A 313-nucleotide genomic window follows, 5' to 3' on the forward strand; every position below is an offset into this window, starting at 1 on the left:
AAAGAAGTATTAGCCGGAGTAAAGGTTGGGGCATTAGCTCGTATGTATAACCTTCACCCAGAAACCATTCGGGGTTGGGTACGGGAACATCGGGATTCGATTCCACCCGAGGAAATTCCAGCGGAAGATGAGTATATACAGGAATTTCAACGCCTGCAGGAAGTTGAAGAACGTTACGAAAAAGCCATGAAGGTTCTGGGCGAAAAAGAACTTGAAATCGAGATTCTACGAGAACTATTAAAAAAGAAGAACCCCGCTTATCTGAAAAATTTGAAGTAGCAGAGCCATTTATTAAGCGGGGGGAGCCTGTAGC

1 protein-coding gene is annotated in these 313 nt (G+C 44.4%); it reads left to right on the forward strand.

Annotated elements, in window-relative coordinates:
• Positions 1 to 279 (forward strand): transposase (locus GQS10_RS22885; RefSeq protein ID WP_166246634.1); only part of this gene is annotated, 279 nt, incomplete at its 5' end.
• Positions 280 to 313: the final 34 nt, after the last annotated feature.

The sequence above is a fragment of the Paenibacillus turpanensis genome (assembly GCF_011421635.1).
Lineage (GTDB): Bacteria > Bacillota > Bacilli > Paenibacillales > YIM-B00363 > Paenibacillus_AK > Paenibacillus_AK turpanensis.